Origin of the sequence: Kribbella sp. CA-253562 (assembly GCF_050942265.1) — a bacterium.
Classification (GTDB): domain Bacteria; phylum Actinomycetota; class Actinomycetes; order Propionibacteriales; family Kribbellaceae; genus Kribbella.
On sequence record NZ_CP192049.1, the window covers coordinates 8371054 to 8390531 of the forward strand.

Below are 19478 nucleotides of genomic sequence, written 5' to 3' on the forward strand. Positions count from 1 at the left end.
AGGTCATGGGGCCTCCCGGTCTGGACTGAGGAGGGAGGGAGCGCAGCGACCGACCGACGAGGGAAGACCGGGAGACAAAGCCCCATGACCACGCCGAGCCGGAGGCGAGGCCGAAAGCACAGTCATGCCACTACCGTACGGTCACCCGTTCGGGCAGGGAGAACTGCTCGATGGGGTGGCTGATCAGGCCGTTGGCGATGCGTACCGACTCCGTCTGTCCGTCGGGTCCGAAGGTGAACCGGTAGTGCTCGCCGTAGCCGCCGTAGCCGGAGCCGTTGGTGACCCGGAGCGTGGTGTCGCCGTCCTGCTCGAGGGTCATCGGTTCGGCCGCCGGGTCGGGGCCGGTGGGGTCGATCACGTACAGCCGGCCGCCGAGCAGCGCGATGTCGTACACGCCCCACAGGTTCGCGAACCGGCCGGTGAAGCGGGACAGGTCGCCCTCCCCGCGGTCCTTGGACTCGGCGAGGTCGATCAGCTTGAGCAGGCCCTCGGCCAGCTCGGTCGCCGGTCCGTCGATGGCGTTGGTCAGAACCGACACCGCGACGCGCCGGCCGGGGTCGACCATGGACCGGGTGATGTGCCCGGGATAGCCGCCGCCGTGCCCGAACACATCCCGTTTGGCGACCTGATTGACCATCAGGCCGAGCCCGTACCGCGGCCCGTCCTCCTCCGTGGTCTTCCAGAGCGGGTGCTGCATCTGCCGCTTCGAACCATCGGTCAGCAGCCGCTCGTCCCCTGGCAGATGCGCCGACCAGTAGGTGACCAGGTCGTGCGCCGTGCCGTAGAACCCGGTCGCGGACGCGAGCGCCCGGGTGTCGACGTGTTCGATCGGCACCCGCTGGTCGGCGTAGGCGTAGGCGCTGTAACCCACGGCGTACTGGGTGCTCCGGCTGGGATCGAGCTCCGGCCCGAGGTCGCCGAGGCCGAGCTTGGCCACGATCTCCGCCTGGACGTGCTCGTTGTACGACGTACCGGTGACCGCCTCGATCACGAGCCCGAGCAGGCCGTAGCCGATGTTGGAGTACTTGAACCGGTCGTTCTCCTCGATCACCGCCGAGGTGTCCGCGCGGAGCACGTCGAGCAGGTGCTCGCGGTCCGGGAACGGCGCCGCGAGTTGCCAGAAGTCGGCCTCCAGGCTGTCCCGGGTGATCCCGGCGGCGTGGCTGAGCAGATCGCGCAGGGTGCGCTCCCCCAGCGGCGTACCGACGATCTCGGTGACGTGCGCCGACGCCTTGTCGTCCAGCCGCAGCTTGCCCTGCTCGACCAGCTGCAGCACGGCCGTCGCGGTGAACGTCTTCGAGTGCGACGCGATCCGGAACAGGTGCTCCGTGCTCAGCGCGACGCCCTGCTCGACGTCCGCCAGCCCGTACGCCGTGGACAGCGCGACCCGGTCCTCGGCGTACACGGCGGCCTGGATCCCGGGGATCCGCTGGTAGCGCTGGTTGAAGGCCAGCCAGCTGTCGTAGTACGCGAGGACTTCGGTCAGGGTCTGGGCATCCACAGATTTGGGCATGCCCACCAGATTAAGCGCCGCGGATCAGGCGTGCCGCCTGGATTGAATGACGCGGAAGCGACTCGCCACGTAAGCACCGTCGGTGTACGTCGCGTTGGCAGCCGGATTGGCGCCGGTGCCGTGGAAGTCGCTGAACGCCGCGGACTGGTTCACGAAGACCTGACCGGTCAGGTTCTCCGACAGCGCGACGCCGACGTCCAGCGCGGTGTCGCGGGCGAGCTCGAGCACGCCTTCGTCGGTGGAGTAGACGCCAGCCGTCATCGCGCCGCCCTCGGCGACCGTGCGGCGGAACAGCTCGATCGACTGCTTGGTGTCCGCGGTCCGGACCAGGAACGAGACCGGGCCGAAGCACTCCCGGCCGTAGACGCCCTCGTCGTCGGCGTCGATCGCGACCAGCAGCGGCGTGCGGATCACCGCGTCCTCGTACTGCGGGTGCTTGATCGCGCGGGACTCCAGCACCACGTCGCCGTACTCGGTGGCGAGTTCCAGCCGGTTGATCACCGCCGGGTTCACGATGCCGCCGAGGATCTCGACCGCGCGGGCGTCGTCGCCGAGCAGCTTGCCGATCGCGGCGGCGATCCCGGCGCCGACCTCGTCGAACGACTTGTGCCCCTCGTCGGTCTCGATGCCGCCGGCCGGAACGAACAGGTTCTGCGTGGTGGTGCACATCTGGCCGGAGTACAGCGAGAGCGTGAAGGCGAGGTTGCCGCACAGCGCCTTGAACGAGTCGGTCGAGTCGACGATCACCGCGTTGACGCCGGCCTTCTCGGTGAACACGGTCGCCTGGGTGGCGTTCTGCTCCAGCCACTCGCCGAACTCACTGCCGCCGGTGAAGTCGATCAGCTTCACCTCGGGCCGCAGCGCGAGCGGCTTGGCCAGGCCGTCCTCGGGACGCTCGGCGGCCAGGGTGACCAGGTTCGGGTCGAGGCCGGCCTCGGCGAGCACCTCGCGGCAGACGTCGACGGTGATCGCCAGCGGCAGGACCGCGAGCGGGTGCGGCTTGACCACGACGGCGTTGCCGGTGACCAGCGACGCGAACAGGCCGGGCCAGGAGTTCCACGTCGGGAAGGTGTTGCAGCCGATCACCAGCGCGACGCCACGGCCGGTGACGGTGAAGTTCTTGGTCATCCGGATCGGGTCGCCCTTGGCCGGCTTCTCCCACACTGCCTCGGCCGGGTAGCGGCTCATCTCCTCGTAGGCGTACGCGACCGCCTCGAGCGCGCGGTCCAGCGCGTGCGCGCCACCGGCCTGGAAAGCCATCACGAAGGCCTGGCCGCTGGTGTGCTGGACTGCGTTGGCCAGCTCGAAGACGCGCTTGTGCAGCCGGTCGAGGATCTCCAGCGTGATGCCGGTCCGGCCGTCGACCCCTGCCTTGCGCCAGTCGGCCAGACCTCGCTGCGCGGCGGCGAGCAACTCGTCCAGACCGCTCTCGGTGGTGCGCGGGTACTCGACGTTCAGCTCGAGACCGAACGGCGACTGCTCGGTGACGACCGACCCGTTGGCGCCGGGGGTCTGGAGCGCGTACGCCGTGCCGAGGTGCTGCTCGAAGGCGGCCTTGCCGTCGGCGGCCGCGTTCTCGCCGTACACCCGCGGGCTCGGCGACTCGGGAAAGGCGGAGAAGTAGCCACGGCTGCGGATCGCCGCCAGCGCCCTGTCGAGGCGGTCGCGGTGAGTGGCGAGCCAGTCGGTCGATGTCATGGGGTGCGCTCCAAGCTGAGGTGGTCTGCCAGCCTGATGTTACAGTCGCTGGTGAGATCGTCGATAGGGTGTAACAACCATGGGTGAAGATCTGGCGGCCCGCGTGGCGGCCGCGATGTGGGCCGACGACGCCGCCAGCGCCGGGCTCGGGATGAAGCTGCTCGCCGTCGGCACCGGCACCGCCCGGCTGGAGATGACCGTGCGCGACGACATGGTCAATGGCCACGGTATCGCCCACGGCGGCTTCGTCTTCACGCTCGCGGACTCCGCGTTCGCCTTCGCCTGCAACTCGCGCAACCAGGTGACAGTGGCGCAGGCGTGCGACATCGTTTTTGTCACCGCCGCCCGGCGCGGCGACGTCCTGGTGGCCGAAGCGCGCGAACGGACGGTCTTCGGCCGCAACGCGATCTACGACGTCACCGTCTGTCGCGGCGACGAGGTGGTCGCGGAGTTTCGCGGCCGCAGCCGCCAATTGCCCGGCACCGTCATCCAGGAGGACTCATGAATCGCGTCGCCTATCTCGTCGACGGCGTTCGCACCCCGATCGGCCGGTACGGCGGCGCGCTCGCCGCGGTCCGGCCCGATGATCTCGCGGCTGGGGTTCTCAAGGCTTTGCTCGCCCGGCACCCGTCGCTGGACCCGGCGGCGATCGACGACGTGCTGCTCGGTTGCGCGAACCAGGCCGGCGAGGACAACCGGAACGTCGCCCGGATGGCCACGCTGCTGGCCGGGCTGCCGGACAGCGTGCCGGGTTCGACGATCAACCGGCTCTGCGGCTCCGGTCTGGACGCTGTCGCCTCGGCCGCTCGATCGATCATTGCCGGAGACAACGAGGTGGTGATCGCCGGTGGTGTCGAGTCGATGTCCCGGGCGCCCTTCGTGATGCCTAAGGCAACAACTGCGTTCTCCCGGTCGGCGGAGATCTTCGACACCACGATCGGCTGGCGGTTCGTCAACCCGGTGCTGAAGGCGCAGTACGGGATCGACTCGATGCCGGAGACCGCGGAGAACGTCGCGGCCGACTTCGGTGTCGGTCGCGAGGACCAGGACCTGTTCGCGCTGCGCAGCCAGCAGCGCGCGGCCAAGGCGATCGCGAACGGCCGGCTGGCCGAGGAGATCGTCGCCGTCGAGGTCCCAGGGAAGCGCGGCGCGGTCACCGTGGTCGACATCGACGAGCACCCGCGGGAGACCTCGCTGGAGGCGCTGGCCGGGCTGAAGACGCCGTTCCGCGACCCTGGCACGGTCACTGCCGGCAACGCCTCGGGCGTGAACGACGGCGCCGCCGCGCTGCTGGTGATGAGCGGCGAGGCGGTCGAACAGCTCGGCGTCACCCCGCTCGCCCGGATCGTCGGCACCGCGGCGGCCGGCGTACCGCCGCGGATCATGGGCATCGGCCCCGCGCCCGCGACCCGCAAGCTGCTCGACCGCACCGGCGTCGCGCTCGCCGACATCGGCGTGATCGAGCTCAACGAGGCCTTCGCCGCGCAGTCCCTCGCCGTGCTGCGGGAGCTCGGGCTGCCCGACGACGCCGACCACGTCAACCCGAACGGCGGCGCCATCGCCCTGGGTCACCCGCTGGGAATGTCCGGCGCCCGCCTCGCCCTCACCGCCGCCCTCGAGCTTCGCCACCGCGACGCCGGGTACGCGCTGACCACCATGTGCATCGGCGTCGGCCAGGGCATCGCGACCCTGCTGGCACGGGTCTGATCCTTCGGAGGTCCTGAGATGACCGAGCGATTCCTCGGTGAGCCGTGCCCGCCCGAGTTGCAGGACGCCGCGGAGCGGCTGTCCGTCGACGAGCTGCGGGCGCGGCAGCTCGAGCGATTGCAGGCGACCGTGCGCGCGGCGTACGAGAACGTGCCGCACTACAAGGCCGCGCTGGACCAGGCCGGGTTCGCGCCGGGCGACCTGCGGGAGCTGTCGGATCTGAGCCGGCTGCCGTTCACCGGGAAGCAGGACCTGCGCGACAACTACCCGTTCGGGATGTTCGCGGTGCCGCGCTCGGAGGTCGTCCGGGTGCACGCGTCGTCCGGTACGACGGGACGCCCGACCGTCGTCGGCTACACGCGCGGCGACATCGACCGGTGGGCCGACCTGATCGCGCGGTCGATCCGCGCCGCCGGTGGTCGTGCCGGAGACGTCTGCCATGTCGCGTACGGGTACGGGCTGTTCACGGGTGGACTCGGCGCGCACTACGGGGCCGAGCGGCTCGGTTGCACGGTCGTCCCGGTCTCGGGCGGGATGACCGAGCGGCAGGTCGACCTGATCCGCGACTTCGGCGCGGAGATCGTGATGGTCACCCCGTCGTACTTCCTGGCGATCCTCGACGAGATGGATGCCCGAGGCATCGATCCGCGCGACACCGCGCTGCGGATCGGGATCTTCGGTGCGGAACCGTGGACCGAGCAGATGCGGACCGAGGTCGAGCAGCACACCGGCATGCACGCCGTCGACATCTACGGGCTGTCGGAGGTGATGGGTCCCGGCGTCGCGCAGGAGTGCGTCGAAACCAAGGACGGGCTGCACATCTGGGAGGACCACTTCTATCCCGAGATCATCGACCCGGTCACCGGCGAAGTGCTGCCGGACGGCGAGGAAGGTGAGCTCGTCTTCACTACTCTCACCAAAGAGGCCTTCCCCGTCCTCCGGTACCGCACTCGCGACCTGACCCGCCTCCTGCCCGGCACCGCCCGGCCCGGTATGCGCCGGATGGAGAAGATCACCGGCCGCACCGACGACATGATGATCGTCCGCGGCGTGAACGTCTTCCCCACCCAGATCGAGGAACAGATCCTGCAGGTCGAAGGCCTCACCCCGCACTACCTGTGCGTGCTCACCCGCCCGAACCGCCTCGACGAACTCACCGTCCAGGTCGAGGCCGCGCCCGGTCTGGCCGACCACACCCCCGCCGCCCGCGAACTGTCCCACCGCATCAAGACCCACGTCGGCGTCACCGCCACCGTCGAGGTCGTCGCTCCGCACGCCTTGGAACGGTCACTGGGCAAGGCGAAACGCATCACCGACCGGCGGAACCTCTAGAGCAGTACGTCGTCCGTGGGCTTGCGGCGGCGGTGGACGGTCGGGGGTCTGATGTGCGGGCGGATCAACGCCTCGATCTGGGTGGCCTCGAGGCCGTTCTTGGCGGCGATCGTGCGGTACGGCGTGCCGGCGCGGGCCTGGTCGACGACGTCTTCGACGCGGATCTCGCGGCCGTCGGAGGCCTCGACGATCGGGCGGCCCTCGGCGCGGGCGGGGTCGATGTGGACGGCGACGTCGGTGTAGGTGACCAGGCGGAGGCTGCTCGGGTAGCCGTCGGGGGCCCAGGTGACGGCTTCGGAGCCGCGGCGTACGAGGCCTGGCAGGCCGCCTTGGCTGTCGCGGATCCGTTCCCAGGCGGGATCCCGGCCGTCGGTGGCGAGCTCGATCAGCAGGTCGCGGCCGTCGTGGGCGAGGCCCTGCCAGGCGAGCGGGTGGTGCCGGTCGAGCTTGGAGCGCAGGGTGACGGCGGCGTCCTCGATCGCTTGCAGGGGAAGGCCTGCTTGGCGCAGTTCGCGGAGCATGTGGGTTTCGACCAGGCCGGCGAACGTGATGGTCACCTCGCCACGGGCCGGGGCGGTCGGCGCCTCCAGGGCGCCGGAGCGAGCCAGGCGCCGAGGGTGGTCAGCGGGAGGCCGAGGTGGAGGGCGACTTCGGCGCGGGTGTAGAGCGGTACGTCGAAGCGTGGGTCCATCAGGGTTCGAGCAGTTTGGGCAGGGTCTGGTGGGCGGCGGCCGCGAGCTCTTCGGTGGCGCCGGGGACGCCGGAGAGCTCGCGCAGCAGGGCCTGGGTGAAGAGGCCGTCGAGCAGGCCGTACGCCGTGGCGGGGGTGACGGCCAGGGAACGACCGGCGAGGTCGGCGTACGTGGTGACGACTCGCCAGATCATCAGTTCCAGGGTCTGGTCGATCTCCAGGACGTCCTTGCGGAAGGACTCCTCGAACAGGGCCTGGTTGCGCAGGTCGTACCAGAGGCGGTGCATGGAGGCGTCGTCGCGGCAGGTGATCGCCAGGGCGTCGGCGAAGTCGCGGCGCAGGCCCTCGGCGGTGGTCGCCGTGACGACGATCTCGTCGTACCGGGTGACGCACTCGGCCTTGTACTGCTTGACGCAGGCGGTGATCAGCTCGACCTTGTCGCGGAAGTAGTAGTGCAGCACGCCGTGTGAGAACTCGGAGTTCTGGGCGATCTCGCGCAGGCTGGTCCGGGCGTAACCGAGCTCGGACAGTGTGCGCAGCGCCGAGGTGGCCAGTTGTGCGCGGCGCTCCGCGAACTTGTCCACCTGCCGGCGCGAGATCCGGTCCGACACCTCAGTCATCGGCGAGCCTCCTCAGCACGATCGTACCCGGCCACCCGCTTTTTCTTGACAGTTGTCCAAGAAAGTCTTGACGAGTGTCCAAAGTTCCTTGACGCTGAGTTCACCGCCCGGTCACCGCCTCACCGGTGACCGCGGCGTAAAGCATCCGCACCGTCTGAGGGGAGATGCCATGTACGACCTGACCGGACGCAAGGCGCTGGTGACCGGGGGTGCCCGGGGCCTCGGTGCCGGGATGGCGCAGGCGCTGGCCGCAGCCGGTGCCGCCGTGGTGATCGCCGACATCCAGGAGGAGCTGGGCCGCACGACCGCGGACGAGCTCAAGCAGACGGGTGCGACCGCGGCGTTCGTGCCGCTCGACGTGACCGACGACGCCGCGTGGGAGACCGCGATCACCGCGACCGTCGGTGAGCTCGGCGGCCTCGACATCCTGGTGAACAACGCGGGCGTGGAGCGGTCCGGGCTGGTCGTCGACCTCGACCCGGACGACGTACGCGCGATGCTGGAGATCAACGTGCTGGGCACCGCCCTCGGTGTGAAGCACGCGTTCCGGGCCATGCGCCCGGGCGGACCGGCGGGGTCTGGCGGCTCGGTGGTCAACATCTCCAGCGTCGCGGCGACCATTCCGTTCCCGGGCATCGGCGGCTACTCCGCGACCAAGTCGGCGGTCGACCGCCTGACCCGCGTCGCGGCGATGGAGTCCGGCAAGCTCGGGTACGGCGTCCGGGTGAACTGCGTCTACCCCGGACTGGTGGCGACCGAGATGGGCATGAAACTGGCGGCCGACATGGTCACCCTCGGCCTGTGGCCGTCGGCCGAGGCCGCGGTCGGCGACGTGATCGGGCTGACCCCGCTGGGCCGGCTCGGCGAGGTGGGCGACATGGCCGACGCGGTGGTCTTCCTGGCCTCCGACGCGGCCAAGTTCATCACCGGCGCGGGCCTGCCGGTCGACGGCGGAATGGGGATGTGAGATGACCAAACCCGTCGTCGTGTACGGCGCCTCCGGCTACACCGGCCGGCTCGTCTGCGAGTACCTGCGCGAGTACCACGTGCCGTTCATCGCGGCCGGCCGGGACAAGGACCGGATCCAGGCGGTGCTGGACAAGGTGCCCGGGATCGAGACCGTGGACCACGAGGTGGTCGAGGTCGACCACGAGGTCGGCGCGCTGACCGAGCTGTTCAGCGGCGCGCAGGTGGTCAGCAACATGGTCGGACCGTTCGTGAAGTACGGGCCCGAGGTGGTCGAGGCGTCGCTGGCGGCCGGCTGCCACTACCTGGACACCACCGGCGAGCAGGACTGGATGCTGGCCGCACAGGAGAACTGGGGCGACAAGTTCGCCTCCCAGGGCCTGCTGCTCGGGCCCGGCATCGCGCAGATGTACACCACCGGCGAGATCGCGGCGAACATCTGCCTGGAGACGCCCGGCCTGGACACGCTCGACATTCTCGTGCTCTGGAAGGGCTTCCCGACGTACGCGTCGACGCAGACGATCTTCACCATCCTGAAGGCCGACTGGCACTATCTGGAGCAGAACCAGCTGGTGAAGTGGGACCCGCTGACCACCTTCGAGGTGAACGTGCCGGGCCAGCACGAGTCCGCGCTCGCGCTGCCGTGGGGTGGCACCAGCCATCCGGTCTGGTTCCGCAACGACCCTCGGGTCGCGAACGTGAAGGTCGCCGGTGGCGTTTTCGACCGGACCGTCATGCAGGGTGTCGTCGAGGCCGTGAAGATGGTCGAGTCGCAGATCAAGACCCTGCCCGCCGACCAGCAGGAAGCGGCGCTCGCCGACGTCGCCGCGTCGGTCCAGGCGAGCATGCCGCCGCGGGAGAACCCCCGGATCAACACCTCGCTGGACTCGGTCTACGCGACCGGGCCGCTGGGCCGCGCGCACTGCGTGATCTACGGCAACAGCAACTACAAGCAGACCGGCGCGCTGCAGGCGTACGCGGCGTACTCGCTGCTGCAGCAACCGCCGCGTCGTACCGGGCTCGCCTCGGCCTGTCAGGCCTTCGGGCACCGCGAACTGCTCGGCGTACTGCGGAGCTTCGGCCTCGTGCTCGAACCGGTGCTGACCGTTCACCACTGACCCAGACGCGGGGGTGGGCCCTCAACCCCCCGGGATCGCCCCCGCGTCTGCTCCACCCGGCCGAGGAGTTCGCGTGCGGTTGTACGACTATCTGGACAAGGGCGCGTCGCTCGGTCCGGCCGCGCCCTGCCTGACCATGGGCGGGACCAGCCTCAGCTACGCCGAGGTGCAGGAGCTGTCGTACCAGGTCGCGCGGGCGCTGGCGAAGTCCGGGATCGGGCCGGGCGACAAGGTCGCGATCCTGTCGGCGAACAACCCGATCGCGTTCGCCTGTGTGTTCGGCGTCTCCCGGGCCGGGGCGGTCTGGTGTCCGGTCAACCCGCGCAACGAAGCAGCCGAGAACCGTGACCTGCTGGACGCCTTCGACTGCTCGGTGCTGATCTTCCAGCGCGCGTTCGCGCCGTTGGTGCAGAGGATCCTGCCCGAGCTGCCGAAGCTGCGGCTGGCCGTTTGCCTGGACGATTCTTTGCCTGAAGCAACCAGTCTGACGGAGTGGCTGGACGGCGTACCGGCGGAGCCGTGGCAGGCCGATCCGCTGGACGACGTCACGATGCTGGTCGGCACCGGCGGCACCACCGGGCGGCCGAAGGGAGTGATGCTGACCGGGCGGAACCTGGAGACGATGTCGGCGATCACGCTGATGGCCTACCCGTTCGAGGGCCGGCCGGTCTACCTGGCGCTCGCTCCGCTGACGCACGCGGCGGGCGTCCTGTGCTTCCCGGTGATGACTCTCGGCGGCGAGATCGTGGTGATGCCGAAGCCGGACCTGCGGCAGTTCCTGCAGCTGATCGAGCGGCATCGGGTCACCCACACGTTCCTGCCGCCGACGCTGATCTACATGCTGCTGGCCGAGGAGTCCTTGCCCAGCAGCGATCTGAGCTCCCTGCAGTGCTTCTGGTACGGCGCCGCGCCGATGTCGGCGGCCCGTCTGGAGGAGGCGCTGGAGCGGATCGGCCCGGTGATGGCCCAGCTGTTCGGCCAGAGCGAGGCGCCGATGATGATCGCGACGATGGCGCCGGCCGACCATTTCCATGCCGACGGGTCACCCGCGGTCGAGCGGTTCGCCTCCGCGGGGCGGCCGAGTCCGCTGACGCAGGTCGCGATCATGGGCGACGACGGGCGGCTGCTGGAGCACGGCGAACGCGGGGAGATCGTCGTCCGCGGGTCGCTCGTGATGGCCGGTTACTACTCCGATCCCGAGGCGACCGCGGCCGCGTCGGCGTACGGATGGCACCACACCGGGGACATCGGGTTCCTGGACGAGAACAACTACCTCTACATCGTGGACAGGGCGAAAGACATGATCATCACCGGGGGGTTCAACGTGTACTCGGCGGAGATCGAGCAGACGCTGATGACGTATCCCGCGATCCAGGACTGCGCGGTGGTCGGGCTGCCGGACGAGAAGTGGGGCGAACGGGTCACGGCCGTACTGCAGTTGCATCCCGGGCTGACCGTGACGGAGTCCGAGGTCCGCAACTACGTGAAGAGCCGGCTGGGCAGCGTGAAGACGCCCAAGCAGGTCGAGGTGTGGACCGAGCTGCCGCGCTCGAAGGTCGGCAAGGTGCTCAAGGCCGAGGTGAAGGCAATCCTGTTGAACTCCGGAGCCGGGGACCGCTAGGGTCTGGTCCGAGACGAGAGGAGGTGAGCGCGATGTCCGGTAAGACCTTCGTGCCGCCGACTCGTCGTACCCGCGACTGAGCGGTGGCTCCAGATCCACTGTGGAGTCGTGAATGACTGTAGTGACGCGTCCGCCGCTGACGGCGGACGAGCGAACCCAACTGACCGGCTGGCTGGACCTGCAGCGGTCCTTCGTCCGGATGAAGTGCGCGGGGCTCAGCCCCGCCGACGAACACCGCAAGGTGCTGCCGACGTCGCCGCTGATGACGATGGCGGGAATCGTGGCGCACCTGCGCTGGAACGAGTACTCCTGGTTCCAGCTGAACGTGGCCGGCGTGCCCGACACGGGGCAGACGCCGTGGACCGAGGGCGGGCATGTCGACGCTGAAATGTTCGTCGACGACGTTCCGCTCGCGCAGCTGCTCGACGAGTACGACGAGGAGTGCGCGCGGTCGAACGCGACCATCGCTTCGCTGCCGCTGGACGCGCTGGAGCAGGGCCCGTCGGTGCGTGAGGGCGGAGCCGCCTCGCTGCGCTACGTGCTCTGCCACATGATCGAGGAGACGGCCCGGCACGTCGGACACCTCGACATCATCCGGGAGCTGCTGGACGGGCGCACCGGGTACACGGAGTAGTAGCAGCACGACGGCGCCCGAGAAACCTCGGGCGCCGTCTGCTTCTACAGGTGCTGGCCGAAGGCCAGGGGTTCGCGGGTGCAGAGGTAGGTTGCCCAGTTCAACTTCGTCGGGGTGCCGTCGGCGTCGCGGGTGATGCGGAGCAGCTCGCCGGTTTCGCGGCCGGAGACGGTGCGGTAGACGTCGGTGGAGATCTTCTCGAAGACGGCCGGGGCGACGTAGTCCGCGGCGGCCGGGGACTTGGCTTCGAGATGGCCTTCGCGGACCGAGAAGACGAACGGCGAGCCCTCGGTGAACCAGGTGCCGAGTATGCCGGTGAGTTCGTCGGGGACCGTCGTGCCGGGGGACCAGGCCGGCGGCAGGATCGGGTCGTCGTCGAGCACCTTGATCGCCAGGTCGGTGGCCAGCGCGGCGGGGGACGGCGCCGCGCTCGTGTTCATCAGCGCGATGCCCGCGGTGCCGGAGGCGCGGTGCACGAAGCTGCCGGTGATGTGGCCGGGCATGCCGCCGGTGTGGCCGACGAAGACGCGCTCACCGACGCGGAGCAGCATGAACCCGAGGCCGAAGGCGAGCTGCCAGCGGTCCAGGTCGGCCATGATCTGCGGCTGGCACATCTCCTCCAGCGTGTCCTTCGACAGCACCTCGTCGGTCGGGTCGGCCAGGAACGCCATCCACTTGGCCAGGTCCTCGGCGGTGCTGGCGAGTCCGCCGCAGGCGTCCATCGCGCCGAGCGAGAGCAGCGGTTCGGGAACCGGTACGTCGGTGAACGGCGGCACGTAGTACCCGGACGCCGCCGGGCCGCCGTCCATGCCGACCGTCGTGCGGCGCAGGTCCAGCGGCCGCAGGATCCGGTCCTGGATCGACTCGTACCAGGACCGCCCGTCCAGCCGCGCGACGATCTCGCCGAGCAGCGAGTAGACCAGGTTGGAGTAGTGGAACCGGTGGTGCGGCTTGTCGATCCGCTCGGCCTCGTTCCAGCCCGCGACCAGCTCGTCGCGGTCGGGGAACTTCATCACGTCCCAGACGTCGCCGACCGGTTCGCGCTGCATGCCGCTGACATGGCTGAGCATCTGCCGCACGGTGATGCCGGCGTGCTTGCTCTCCGGGACGAACTTCTCGAGCGTGTCGTCCAGGCTCAGCTTGCCCTCGTCGCGCAGCGCCATGATCGCGACCGCGGTGAACATCTTGCTGTGCGAGGCGATCAGGTACTGCGTGTCCGCCGTCGGCGCCACGCCTGGGTTGTCGAGCGACGCGGAACCGACGCCTCCCGACCAGGTCAGCTTCCCGCCGCGGGCGACCGCACCGACCAGGCCCGGGACCCGGCCCTTGGTCTGACGCTCGGTGAGGATCCGGGTGAGGGCGGTCTGGGTCTGCGCGGCGATGTCGGTCACGAGAGCCGACCTTAGCCCGGGGAGGTGGTGGAGGGGGAAGGGGAGCCTGGCGCCCCGGAGGCCTGCGCCGGCTCCGCCGTCGCGGCGGAAGGGTGACCGGGGACAGGTTTTGGGGCCTCCCGCTCTGGACTGAGGAGAGAGGGAGCGAAGCGACCGAACGACGAGGGAAGAGCGGGAGACAAAGCCCCAAAACCCGCGGCGACGAAGTCGACGCCAAAAAGCAGAGTGTGACAAACGGCAGGGGGTTTGAGCGGGTGCTGTGGGAGGCTGGTGGGGTGCGCATAGCGGTGCTCGGTCCACTCGCGATGTGGGCGGCCGACGGTTCACCGCTGGACGTCCGCGGCGTCCGGCTGCGTGGACTACTGGCCAGGCTTGCGCTCGGCGCGGGTCGCCCGGTCGGCGTCGACACACTGGTCGACGGGCTCTGGGGCAGCGAGCCGCCGAGCGCGAACGCGCTGCAGTCGCTGGTCTCGCGGCTACGTGCCAGCCTGCCCACCACCGAGTCGAGCATCTCGGTCCAGTCCGGCCCGGCCGGATACACGCTGACGATCGGACCGGACTGCGTCGACGCAGTCCAGTTCGAGGAGCTGGCTCGGCGCGGACGGCAACTACTTTCCAGCAATCCGGGCCAGGCACGCACGCTGCTGACTCAGGCCGACCGGCTGTGGCGAGGTGAGGCCCTGGCCGACCTGCGTGACCTGCCGTTCGCCCAGGTCGAGGCGGACCGGCTGAGCGAGCTACGGCTCGGCACCGCGGAGGATCTGGCCGAGGCAGGCATCGCCACCGGTCACGCTCGCGACGTGGTGGCCGAGCTGGAGCGACTCGCCCTCGCGCACCCGTTGCGGGAGCGCCCGCACGAACTGCTGATCCGCGCGCTGGCCGCCGACGGGCGCCAGGGCGAAGCGCTGGCGGCGTACGAGCGAGTCCGTACGACGCTCGCCGAGGAGCTCGGCGCGGACCCCGGCTCGCGGCTGCGCGGCGTACACCTGGCTGTGCTGCGGGGTGACGCGCTCGACCCGCCGCCAGCGCCTGCTCCTGCCGTCGTGCCGGCTCCGGTGGCGAAGCCGAGGAACAACCTGCGCACTCCGCTGACCAGCTTCGTCGGGCGCGGGCAGGACGTGGCCGAGCTGTCGCGGCAGCTGAGCGACGGGACCCGGCTGGTGACCATGGTCGGGCCTGGTGGCGCCGGCAAGACGCGGCTGGCGACCGAGACCGGCCGGACCCTGGTGAGTCAGAGCGGTGACGGCATCTACTTCGTCGAGCTCGCTCCGCTGGCGGAGGCGGCCGACGTCGCTCCGGCGGTGCTGTCGACGCTGGGCGCGAGCGAGTACGTCGACACCCTGCAGACCACGCTGACCCCCAGCCAGTTCCCCACCAGTCGCTCCGCGACGGACCGGCTGGTGGAGGTGATCGCCGACCGCAGGATCCTGCTCATGCTCGACAACTGCGAGCACCTGGTCGAGGAGGTCGCCGGACTGGTCGACTCGCTGCTCGCCCAGTGCCCGCGGCTCCGAGTCCTCACCACCAGCCGCGAGCCTCTCGGTATCCCCGGCGAGCACCTGCATCAGGTCGGACCGCTCGACCTGCCACCGGCCGGCGCGACCGACGACGACTACCCGGCCGTGCGGCTGTTCGTCGACCGGGCCCGCGCGGTGCGGCCGGACTTCGCCGTCACGGACGCGAACCGGGAGCCGATCGCGGAGATCTGCCGCCGCCTGGACGGCATGCCGCTGGCGATCGAGCTGGCCGCGGCCCGGCTGCGGGCCCTGACCCCACCGCAGATCGTGGACCGCCTGACCGACCGCTTCCGCCTGCTGACCAGCGGCAGCCGTACGGCGTTGCCACGGCACCAGACCTTGCGGGCCGTCGTGGAGTGGAGCTGGGAGCTGCTGGAGCCCGACGAGCAGGCGGTCGCTCGCCGCCTGTCGCGCTTCTCCGGCGGTGCGACGCTGGAGGCGGCCGAGCAGGTCTGCAGCGGACCGGGCCTGCCACCGGAAGCTGTGCTCGGCGTACTGGCGTCGCTGGTCGACAAGTCGCTCGTGGAGGCCGCTGCTGACGACCGCTCGGTCCGCTATCGGATGCTCGAGACGGTCAAGGCGTACGGCGCCGAGCAGCTCGCCGCCGCCGGTGAGGTCGACCAGGTACGGCAGGCGCACGCGGCGTACTTCGGTGACCTGCTGCGCAAGGGCGGTCCGAAGCTGCGCACCGGCGAGCAGCTGCAGTGGCTGGCCCGGATGGACGCTGACAACGAGAACCTGCTGGACGCGTTGCGGACCACGATCGACTGCGGGCGGGCCGACGAGTCGCTGCGACTGGTCGCCACGCTCGGCGAGTACTGGAACATGCGCGGCCGTCCGTCCGAAGCGGTGGCCTGGTTCGAGGCGGCCCTCGCCGTACCGGGACCGACTGAGCCGCTGGCGCGCGCGACGACCGTGATGCTGTACTCGATCGGCTCGCTGTCGAACGGCGCGGACCCGTCGGACTCGGTGACCCGGGCGATGCGTGGACTGGCCGAGGTCCGGCTGCTCGGCCGGCGGCACGAGGAGGTCCGGGAGTCCGCGATCGGCTGGTTCACCAACGCGGCCTGGGCGGCGATCCGGCGGGACAAGGCGACCGCGTTCCGGCAGCTGGACGAGGCCCGGTCGAGCCAGGACGCCTGGACCCGGAACATGGCCGTGATGATGTCGGCGATGTTCCGCGAGAACGAGGGCGACGTCGAGCAGATGGCCGCCGACCTGCAGCTCGCGCTCGACGGCTTCCGCACCCTCGGCGATCGGTGGGGTACGTCGCTCGCGCTGCGCGGTCTGTCCTCCCACGCGGCGGCCCACGGCAATCATCAGGACGCGCTGGACGCCGTGACCGAGGCGCTGCGACTGGTCCGCGAGCTGGGCACCAGCGAAGGTCTGCCCCAGCTGCTCGGCCAGGCCGCGCGCAGCCGGGCGGAGCTGGGCGACCTCGACGGCGCCTGGTCCGACCTGCACGAAGCGCGGCGGCTGGCCGACGAGACCGGCGGTCGGAGCAGCCAGGGCTTCGCGCTGATGGGCATGGCCGCCTTGCACCGGATGTCCGGACGGCTGGACGAGGCGCTCGCGGTGGCCGAGCAGGCACTCGCGATGCTCGATCCGAAGGCCGAGCGGATGGCGCCGCACGGCGAAGCGATGGCGCTGGCCGAGCTGACCCGGATCTTGGTTGCCAAGGGCAACATCGAGGACGCCCGCCGGACCGTCGGCCAGGCCGCCGGGCTGGCGCTGACCACCGAGGACATGCCGATCGCGTCCAGCGTGATCGAGGTCGTCGCGTCGGTGGACCTGCTGACCGGCGACGCCGAACTGGCTGCCCGCACACTCGGTCTGGCCTGTGCGCTGCGCGGAGCGCGCACGATCCCCGACGCCTGCGTACGCCGTACCGTCGACGACACCGTGGCGGCACTCGGCGAGAGCCGCTACGAGACCGCCTTCCAGTCCGGGGCGGGACTGCGGCACGACGACGCGATGGCCGAACTGGGCAAGCGGTTCAGTCCACCGCCGGGCCGGGTTCCCGCCCTCCTGTCATGAGGTTGACGGCCAGCTCGCGCAGGGCGTCCTGGACCTGGTGCTCGGGTGGACGCGGATCGGTCAGCATCCAGTCGTAGACGACCGTGTTCACCGCTCCCATGAAGCACAACCCGATGAAGCGGAAGTCCTTGCGGGTGATCTCGCCGCGCGCCACCGCCGCCTCGCCGATCGAGATCACGCTGGAGATCAGCAGCTCGCGGAACGCGATCCGCTGCTCCTCCACCGCCGGGCTCGCCCCGACCACCTCGACGAACGAGATCCGGGCCCGGCGCAGATCGGTCATGATCGTGTGCAGGTAGCCGTCGACGGCCGCGGTGATCCGCTCCCGCACCGGCGCGTCCGCGGTCGCTGCCAGCGCCTCACCGGTAGTGCGCACCGCCAGCTCGATCACCTGCGCGTGCACCGCGAGCAGCACGGCTTCCTTGTTCTGGAACTCGTGGTAGAAGTGCCGGGTCGACACTTTCGCCTGTGTGCACAGGCGTTCCACCGAGGTCGCGGGGTAGCCGTCGGTCCCGAACAGCTCCAGCGCGGCGTCCAGCAGGCGCTCCCGCCTGGCGGCCTTCCACTCGTCGACCGAACGACCGGAGTACCGGCGCACGGAGGGATCGCTCATAACACCTCTTGTCGCTACCCCGTGCGTGACTCGTTCATCTTAGTCACTCTGAGCGAGGTCTTGTCAGCACCCTGGGAAGCAGTTGCCGGCCCGGCGACGCGAGGGCCGGAGCTGTCCGCTCCGGCCCTCGCCTTCGGTCCTCCGGTACGCCGTCAGGTGCGCCGGCGATAGGCGCGGATCGCCAGCGGTGCGAAGACCGCGACCAGACCGACCATCCAGGCCACGGTGACCAGGAGCGGGGTGCGGATGTCACCGCCGAGCATCATGCCGCGCATCGTGTCGACCAGATACTTCACCGGGTTGACGTTGACGAAGGCCTGCAGGAATCCCGGCAGCGTGTCGGTCTGCACGAAGACGTTGCTGCCGAAGGTGAGCGGGAACATCACCAGCACGGCGATGCCCTGCACCCCCTGCGCGGTCTTCAGGGTCAGGCCGAGCCAGACCCACAGCCAGCACAGCGACAAGGCGAACAGCAGCACCACGACGCAGGCGAGCAACCCGTAGCCGACGCCGTTCTGGAACCGGAAACCGAGCGCGAAACCGGCCACCATCAGGACCACGATCGAGACCGTGTACCGGACGGCGTCGCCGAGCACCGCACCGATCAGCGGCGAGATCCGGGCGATCGGCAGACTGCGGAACCGGTCGAACACGCCCTTGGCGAAGTCGTCGTTCAGGCCGACGCCGGTTCCCATCGTGGAGAACACCACGGTCTGGACCAGCAGGCCGGGCAGCAGGAACGGCAGGTACTCCCGCCAGCCGCCGCCACCGGAGACCGCGCCACCGAAGACGAACAGGAACAGCACCAGGAAGATGATCGGCTGGAAGGTGACGTCGGCCAGCGCTTCGGGGTTCTGCTTGATCCGCACGATGTTGCGCCAGGCCAGCGTCAGGCTCTGCTGGACCCAGGCGAACGGGCGATTCCGCCGTACGGCGTGCTGCGGCTGTGGCGCCGATCCGGTCGGGGACAGTGTCGCGGTGCTCATCGGCTCGCTCCTTCCAGGACGGCGGCGGACTCCTGCTCGGCGGCGTGACCGGTCAGGGCGAGGAACACCTCGTCCAGGCTGGGCAGCCGCAGCGACAGCTCGGTGACGGCGATCCCGGCCTCGTCCAGCCGGCGGACGACGACCGGCATCGAGGTACCGTCGCTGACCGGCACGCTGACCAGCGCGTTGACGACGTCGACGGTCGGACGGGTGCCGACCGATTCGGCAACGATCGCGGCGACCCGCTCGAGGTGACCGGGCTCGGCCGGGCGGACGTCGAGCGACTGCTTGCCGGCTTGGGCCTTGAGCTCGGCCGGGCGCCCGGAGGCGACCACCTTGCCCTGGTCGAAGACCATGATCGAGTCGGCCAGGGCGTCGGCCTCCTCCAGGTACTGCGTGGTCAGCAGGACCGTCGTACCGTCGAGCACCAGATTGCGCACGGTGTCCCAGACGCCGTTGCGGGCGTGCGGGTCCAGCCCAGTGGTCGGCTCGTCCAGGTAGAGGATGCTCGGGTTGCCGACCAGGCTCGCGGCCAGGTCGAGTCGGCGGCGCATTCCGCCGGAGTAGGTCTTCGCGACCCGGTCGCCGGCATCGGTCAGCTCGAAGCGTTCGAGCAGCTCGTCGGCGCGGCTCTTGGCCTGCGGACGGGACAGGCCGATCAGCCGGCCGATCAGAACCAGGTTGCGGCGGCCGGACATGTCCTCGTCGACCGACGCGTACTGCCCGGTCAGGCCGATGATCTCCCGGACCCGGCCCGCCTGCTTGACCACGTCGTACCCGCCGACGCTGGCGTACCCGGCGTCCGGCTGCAGCAGCGTGCCGAGGATGCGGACGGCGGTGGTCTTGCCGGCGCCGTTCGGGCCCAGCACGCCGAGCACGGTGCCGGTCGGCACGGTCAGGTCCACGCCGTCCAGCGCGGTCGTGCTCCCGTATCTCTTGACCAGGCCTTCCGCCACGACGGCGGGCTGGTTCGTTGTGGACATTCGGTTCCTCCAGATGACTTCGTGTCTTCGGGAACCACACTCCACGCGGGC

16 protein-coding genes are annotated in these 19478 nt (G+C 70.1%); 8 read left to right on the plus strand and 8 right to left on the minus strand.

Features of this window, described 5'->3' with window-relative positions:
* Window positions 1–130: 130 nt before the first annotated feature.
* On the minus strand, window positions 131–1513 hold the full coding sequence (locus tag ACQPXM_RS39890) for a serine hydrolase domain-containing protein (RefSeq protein ID WP_432943172.1): 1383 nt from the start codon (window positions 1511–1513) through the stop codon (window positions 131–133).
* A 24-nt stretch (window positions 1514–1537) separates the two neighbouring features.
* A complete protein-coding gene (paaN, locus tag ACQPXM_RS39895; RefSeq protein WP_432943173.1) occupies window positions 1538–3211 on the minus strand; it encodes a phenylacetic acid degradation protein PaaN in 1674 nt (557 codons plus the stop codon).
* Window positions 3212–3290: 79 nt separating this feature from the next.
* Between paaN and paaI the strand changes: the two genes are divergently transcribed.
* Genes paaI through paaK form a run of 3 tightly spaced genes read left to right on the plus strand, consistent with a single transcriptional unit; the run spans window position 3291 to window position 6250 of the window.
* On the plus strand, window positions 3291–3716 hold the full coding sequence (gene paaI, locus ACQPXM_RS39900; protein WP_432943174.1) for a hydroxyphenylacetyl-CoA thioesterase PaaI: 426 nt from the start codon (window positions 3291–3293) through the stop codon (window positions 3714–3716).
* Window positions 3713–4918, plus strand: coding sequence for a 3-oxoadipyl-CoA thiolase (gene pcaF / locus ACQPXM_RS39905; RefSeq protein WP_432943175.1), 1206 nt, complete (start codon window positions 3713–3715; stop codon window positions 4916–4918). The genes paaI and pcaF overlap by 4 nt, the downstream gene beginning before the upstream one ends.
* A gap of 18 nt (window positions 4919–4936) precedes the next feature.
* Window positions 4937–6250 carry a phenylacetate--CoA ligase PaaK gene (gene paaK / locus ACQPXM_RS39910; protein ID WP_432943176.1) on the plus strand — a complete coding sequence of 438 codons (1314 nt, stop codon included), beginning with the start codon at window positions 4937–4939 and terminating at the stop codon, window positions 6248–6250.
* Here paaK and ACQPXM_RS39915 read toward each other — a convergent pair.
* Both ACQPXM_RS39915 and ACQPXM_RS39920 read right to left on the minus strand, forming a co-directional pair.
* A complete protein-coding gene (locus ACQPXM_RS39915) occupies window positions 6247–6807 on the minus strand; it encodes a hypothetical protein (protein ID WP_432943177.1) in 561 nt (186 codons plus the stop codon). The two genes, paaK and ACQPXM_RS39915, sit on opposite strands and share 4 nt — an antisense overlap.
* A gap of 133 nt (window positions 6808–6940) precedes the next feature.
* The gene (locus ACQPXM_RS39920) at window positions 6941–7561 is read right to left on the minus strand and encodes a TetR/AcrR family transcriptional regulator (protein ID WP_432943178.1); all 621 of its coding nucleotides are present in this window, start codon (window positions 7559–7561) and stop codon (window positions 6941–6943) included.
* A gap of 169 nt (window positions 7562–7730) precedes the next feature.
* Here ACQPXM_RS39920 and ACQPXM_RS39925 point away from each other — a divergent pair, with 169 nt between their 5' ends.
* From ACQPXM_RS39925 to ACQPXM_RS39940, 4 genes are all read left to right on the plus strand, one after another.
* Window positions 7731–8528, plus strand: a complete 798-nt coding sequence (locus ACQPXM_RS39925) for an SDR family NAD(P)-dependent oxidoreductase (RefSeq protein WP_432943179.1) — start codon at window positions 7731–7733, stop codon at window positions 8526–8528.
* A 1-nt stretch (window position 8529) separates the two neighbouring features.
* On the plus strand, window positions 8530–9645 hold the full coding sequence (locus tag ACQPXM_RS39930; RefSeq protein WP_432943180.1) for a DUF5938 domain-containing protein: 1116 nt from the start codon (window positions 8530–8532) through the stop codon (window positions 9643–9645).
* Window positions 9646–9718: 73 nt separating this feature from the next.
* Window positions 9719–11266 (plus strand): AMP-binding protein, encoded by a 1548-nt coding sequence (locus tag ACQPXM_RS39935; protein ID WP_432943181.1) that lies wholly within the window; start codon window positions 9719–9721, stop codon window positions 11264–11266.
* A 112-nt stretch (window positions 11267–11378) separates the two neighbouring features.
* A complete protein-coding gene (locus ACQPXM_RS39940; RefSeq protein WP_432943182.1) occupies window positions 11379–11900 on the plus strand; it encodes a DinB family protein in 522 nt (173 codons plus the stop codon).
* A gap of 44 nt (window positions 11901–11944) precedes the next feature.
* On the opposite strand, the gene ACQPXM_RS39945 is transcribed toward ACQPXM_RS39940, so the two are convergent.
* A complete protein-coding gene (locus ACQPXM_RS39945; RefSeq protein WP_432943183.1) occupies window positions 11945–13291 on the minus strand; it encodes a serine hydrolase domain-containing protein in 1347 nt (448 codons plus the stop codon).
* A 275-nt stretch (window positions 13292–13566) separates the two neighbouring features.
* On the opposite strand from ACQPXM_RS39945, the gene ACQPXM_RS39950 reads away from it, so the two are divergent.
* Window positions 13567–16845 (plus strand): ATP-binding protein, encoded by a 3279-nt coding sequence (locus tag ACQPXM_RS39950; protein WP_432943184.1) that lies wholly within the window; start codon window positions 13567–13569, stop codon window positions 16843–16845.
* On the opposite strand, the gene ACQPXM_RS39955 is transcribed toward ACQPXM_RS39950, so the two are convergent.
* The 3 genes from ACQPXM_RS39955 to ACQPXM_RS39965 form a co-directional block, all read right to left on the minus strand.
* Window positions 16805–17458: a TetR/AcrR family transcriptional regulator gene (locus ACQPXM_RS39955; RefSeq protein ID WP_432943185.1), complete on the minus strand. Its 654-nt coding sequence runs from the start codon at window positions 17456–17458 to the stop codon at window positions 16805–16807. The two genes, ACQPXM_RS39950 and ACQPXM_RS39955, sit on opposite strands and share 41 nt — an antisense overlap.
* Before the next feature lie 152 nt (window positions 17459–17610).
* On the minus strand, window positions 17611–18444 hold the full coding sequence (locus ACQPXM_RS39960) for an ABC transporter permease (protein WP_432943186.1): 834 nt from the start codon (window positions 18442–18444) through the stop codon (window positions 17611–17613).
* Window positions 18441–19427 carry an ATP-binding cassette domain-containing protein gene (locus ACQPXM_RS39965; RefSeq protein WP_432943187.1) on the minus strand — a complete coding sequence of 329 codons (987 nt, stop codon included), beginning with the start codon at window positions 19425–19427 and terminating at the stop codon, window positions 18441–18443. The genes ACQPXM_RS39960 and ACQPXM_RS39965 overlap by 4 nt, the downstream gene beginning before the upstream one ends.
* Between the last annotated feature and the right edge of the window lie 51 nt (window positions 19428–19478).

Coding starts and splice junctions, on each gene's coding strand:
- paaK (WP_432943176.1), top strand. CDS start 4,937: ATGACCGAGCGATTCCTCGGTGAGCCGTGCCCGCCCGAGTTGCAGGAC.
- ACQPXM_RS39930 (WP_432943180.1), top strand. CDS start 8,530: ATGACCAAACCCGTCGTCGTGTACGGCGCCTCCGGCTACACCGGCCGG.
- ACQPXM_RS39955 (WP_432943185.1), bottom strand. CDS start 17,458: ATGAGCGATCCCTCCGTGCGCCGGTACTCCGGTCGTTCGGTCGACGAG.
- ACQPXM_RS39960 (WP_432943186.1), bottom strand. CDS start 18,444: ATGAGCACCGCGACACTGTCCCCGACCGGATCGGCGCCACAGCCGCAG.
- pcaF (WP_432943175.1), top strand. CDS start 3,713: ATGAATCGCGTCGCCTATCTCGTCGACGGCGTTCGCACCCCGATCGGC.
- ACQPXM_RS39940 (WP_432943182.1), top strand. CDS start 11,379: ATGACTGTAGTGACGCGTCCGCCGCTGACGGCGGACGAGCGAACCCAA.
- paaI (WP_432943174.1), top strand. CDS start 3,291: ATGGGTGAAGATCTGGCGGCCCGCGTGGCGGCCGCGATGTGGGCCGAC.
- ACQPXM_RS39965 (WP_432943187.1), bottom strand. CDS start 19,427: ATGTCCACAACGAACCAGCCCGCCGTCGTGGCGGAAGGCCTGGTCAAG.
- ACQPXM_RS39920 (WP_432943178.1), bottom strand. CDS start 7,561: ATGACTGAGGTGTCGGACCGGATCTCGCGCCGGCAGGTGGACAAGTTC.
- ACQPXM_RS39890 (WP_432943172.1), bottom strand. CDS start 1,513: ATGCCCAAATCTGTGGATGCCCAGACCCTGACCGAAGTCCTCGCGTAC.
- ACQPXM_RS39925 (WP_432943179.1), top strand. CDS start 7,731: ATGTACGACCTGACCGGACGCAAGGCGCTGGTGACCGGGGGTGCCCGG.
- paaN (WP_432943173.1), bottom strand. CDS start 3,211: ATGACATCGACCGACTGGCTCGCCACTCACCGCGACCGCCTCGACAGG.